Annotated in this window: 2 protein-coding genes and 1 pseudogene; all 3 read right to left on the reverse strand. The window is 61.8% G+C overall.

Features of this window, described 5'->3' with window-relative positions; genetic code table 11:
- Positions 1–1,082: acyltransferase (locus EN932_RS32585; RefSeq protein ID WP_164890744.1), on the reverse strand; the 1,082-nt coding region annotated here is incomplete at its 3' end.
- Positions 1,083–1,190: 108 nt separating this feature from the next.
- The gene (gene rimO, locus EN932_RS32590; RefSeq protein WP_127385136.1) at positions 1,191–2,504 is read right to left on the reverse strand and encodes a 30S ribosomal protein S12 methylthiotransferase RimO; all 1,314 of its coding nucleotides are present in this window, start codon (positions 2,502–2,504) and stop codon (positions 1,191–1,193) included.
- A gap of 136 nt (positions 2,505–2,640) precedes the next feature.
- Positions 2,641–3,055: pseudogene (locus EN932_RS32595) on the reverse strand (TerC family protein); the annotation flags it as partial.

A 3,055-nucleotide genomic window follows, 5' to 3' on the forward strand; every position in this document is an offset into this window, starting at 1 on the left:
GAGACGCGACGAAACCGTGCCAGGCCAGCATCGACCGCGCGGCCGAGCCAAATCCTCAGCAACCGCTGTGCGGGTCGTTCGCAGGCGCGCCAGATTGCCCACGAAACGAAAAGCATAAGTGCGCCGCAGCCAAAGGCGGCAAACCATTTGCCGATAAGGGGCGTTGCCGCATTGATGACGAGATAGCCGATGTCCTGGTGCAGCAAATAGAGCGGATAGGTCAGCCCGCCCAGCGCCAGGGTGAGCCCCGACGCCCTGATACGGCCGCGCAGCAGCACCGCACCGATCAAGGCCGCGTGCATGACGACGTTGGCGATGACCAGATTGGCCGACGAAACGGCAATGCCGTAGTGGCCAAGCATCCAGTGCTGCGTCACCGACAGCGTGCCGCAGGAGATCAGGAACGCGGCGGCAAGCAGCAGCATTGCAGGCAGTGAACGGCCATGCGCATGCAGGTGGTGGACCAGCACGCCGGCGGCGAAGAACGGTCCAAACTCGGTGATGAACAGCAGCCTGGCGGCACCGCTGCCGATGAAGAACTCGTTCAAGGCCGAGATCGCCAGCCAGATCAAGATCAGCTCCAGCTTGCGTTTCTGAAACAGCCCGGTGAGCAGCGCCAGCGTCACCCAGCCGTAGAACACCAGTTCAAGAACGATCGACCAGTAGACGCCGTCCATGAAGGGCTGGCCGAACGCCGGCGCGAACATCGACAGATTGGCGGCATACTGAACGAAAGAGGCCGAAAGCAGCGGCGACCCGGCAAGGAAGACAATCGCGAAGGTGATCGTCATGCAGAGCAGGAAGCCCGGATAGAGGCGAACGAACCGCGCGACCGCAAACTGGTCCCAACTGCGGTTTTCCGCCGACCAGGCAATGACGAAACCGCTGATCAGGAAGAACAGATTGACGCCGAGATAGCCGTAGAGGGCGAACGGTGCCGCAAGCGGATAACCCTCAGCCAGAATGCCCTCGGCAGCCGCGCCGCGAAAGAAATAGTGGAAGAACACGACAGCCATCGCCGCGACCAGCCTGAGCAGGTCCAGCGTCGCAATGTAATTTTGTTCCGCAGGTCTGGTGTTCATCCGCATTTCCCGCATCTACGGTCGGCAAACCATAGAGCGGATCGCGGCTGAGCGGGTTAAGAGGCCTAGATTATCGCCAGATGTAGTAAATTTACGCGGAACGAGGCGTCAGACCGCCGAACCATGGAGGTCATAGGCGTCGGCACGGTCGATCTTGACGGTGACGATATCGCCTTGGCGCAGCGGACGACGCGACTGGATGTGCACCGAGCCATCGATCTCGGGCGCGTCGTATTTGGTGCGGCCCTGTGCCGATGTGCCATGCGCCTCGTCGATCAGCACCGGGAGGCGCTTGCCGACTTTTCTGGCCAGCTGTGTCGCCGAAATCTTCTGCTGACGCTGCATGAAGCGGTGCCAGCGCGCCTCCTTGATTTCCTGCGGGACCTGTTCGAGACCGAGATCGTTGGAGCGGGCGCCGCGGACCGGCTCGTATTTGAAGCAGCCGGCGCGGTCGATCTTGGCTTCATCGAGCCAGTCGAGCAGCATCTCGAAATCGTCATCCGTCTCGCCGGGGAAGCCGACGATGAAGGTCGAGCGGATGGCCAGATCCGGACAGACCTCGCGCCAGCCGCGAATGCGCTCGAGCGTCTTTTCGCCATGCGCGGGCCGGCGCATGTTCTTCAACACCTGCGGCGAGGCATGCTGGAACGGGATATCCAGGTAAGGGAGGATCTTGCCCTCCGCCATCAGCGGGATGACGTCGGCGACATGCGGGTAGGGGTAGACATAGTGCATGCGCACCCAGATGCCGAGCTTGCCCAGTTCCTCCGAAAGATCGAGGAATTTTGCGCGCACTTCACGGTCGCCGAACATCGACGTCTGGTACTTGATGTCGATGCCGTAGGCGCTGGTGTCCTGCGAGATGACCAGAAGTTCCTTGACGCCAGCCTTGGCCAGTTTCTCAGCCTCACGCAGCACATCTGCCGCCGGCCGCGAGACGAGGTCACCACGCAGTGCGGGAATGATGCAGAAGGTGCAGCGGTTGTTGCAGCCTTCGGAAATCTTGAGATAGGCGTAGTGGCGCGGCGTCAGCTTGACACCCTGCGGCGGCAGGAGATCGATATAGGGATCGTGCGAAGGCGGTGCGGCCTCATGCACCGCGGCCATCACGCTCTCATAGGCCTGCGGCCCGGTGATCGCCAGCACATTCGGGTGCTTTTCGCGAATGACGTCCGGCTCGGCGCCCAGGCAACCGGTGACGATCACTCGGCCGTTTTCCGAAAGCGCGGAGCCGATGGCGTTGAGCGACTCGTCTCGGGCGGAATCGAGAAAACCGCAGGTGTTGACGACGACGAGGTCGGCGCCGTCATGCTTGCGTGCGATTTCGTAACCTTCGGCGCGCAGGCGCGTGATGATGCGCTCCGAATCCACGAGGGCCTTCGGGCATCCAAGACTGACAAAACTCACGCGGGGAGCGGACATAGAGGGTTTCCGGGCTTTTCAGGATTGCCGGCGCAGTACCACACTTATTGCGGCATTGGTATGGGCAGGCCCGCGATGCGGCAAAACGCACGGCGGTCTTGCTTCGACGGAGTGAAGACGCGGATGTCCGCCAGCTTCAGCCGACCACGTTGTTCACATGTGGCCAGACCTCCACGGCGCCACGATAGACCATGTCCAGCGCGACATAGAGTATGATCAGCAGGCCGACATAGGCGATCCAGCGGTGGCGATGCAGCAGCTTGGCAATGAAGGTCGCAGCCAGCCCCATGAGCGCGATCGACAGCACAAGGCCGATGACCAGCACCGGAAAATGATCACGCGCCGCTCCAGCCACCGCCAGCACGTTGTCGAGCGACATCGACACATCGGCGACGACAATCTGCAAGGCAGCCTGGCCAAGGGTCTTGCGCTTCGACTTGCCGGCGACTGCCTGGTCACTGTTGAGGTCCGAATTCGACAGCGCCTCGGTCGCTTCCAGCTCATCGGCATGTGACGTGCGCAGCTCGCGGTACATTTTCCAGCAGACCCAC

Source organism: Mesorhizobium sp. M7A.F.Ca.US.002.01.1.1, assembly GCF_004022955.1.
Taxonomy (GTDB): domain Bacteria; phylum Pseudomonadota; class Alphaproteobacteria; order Rhizobiales; family Rhizobiaceae; genus Mesorhizobium; species Mesorhizobium ciceri.

Bases quoted from the DNA above. Each gene is read 5' to 3' on its own strand.
- rimO (WP_127385136.1), bottom strand. From the start codon at position 2,504: ATGTCCGCTCCCCGCGTGAGTTTTGTCAGTCTTGGATGCCCGAAGGCC.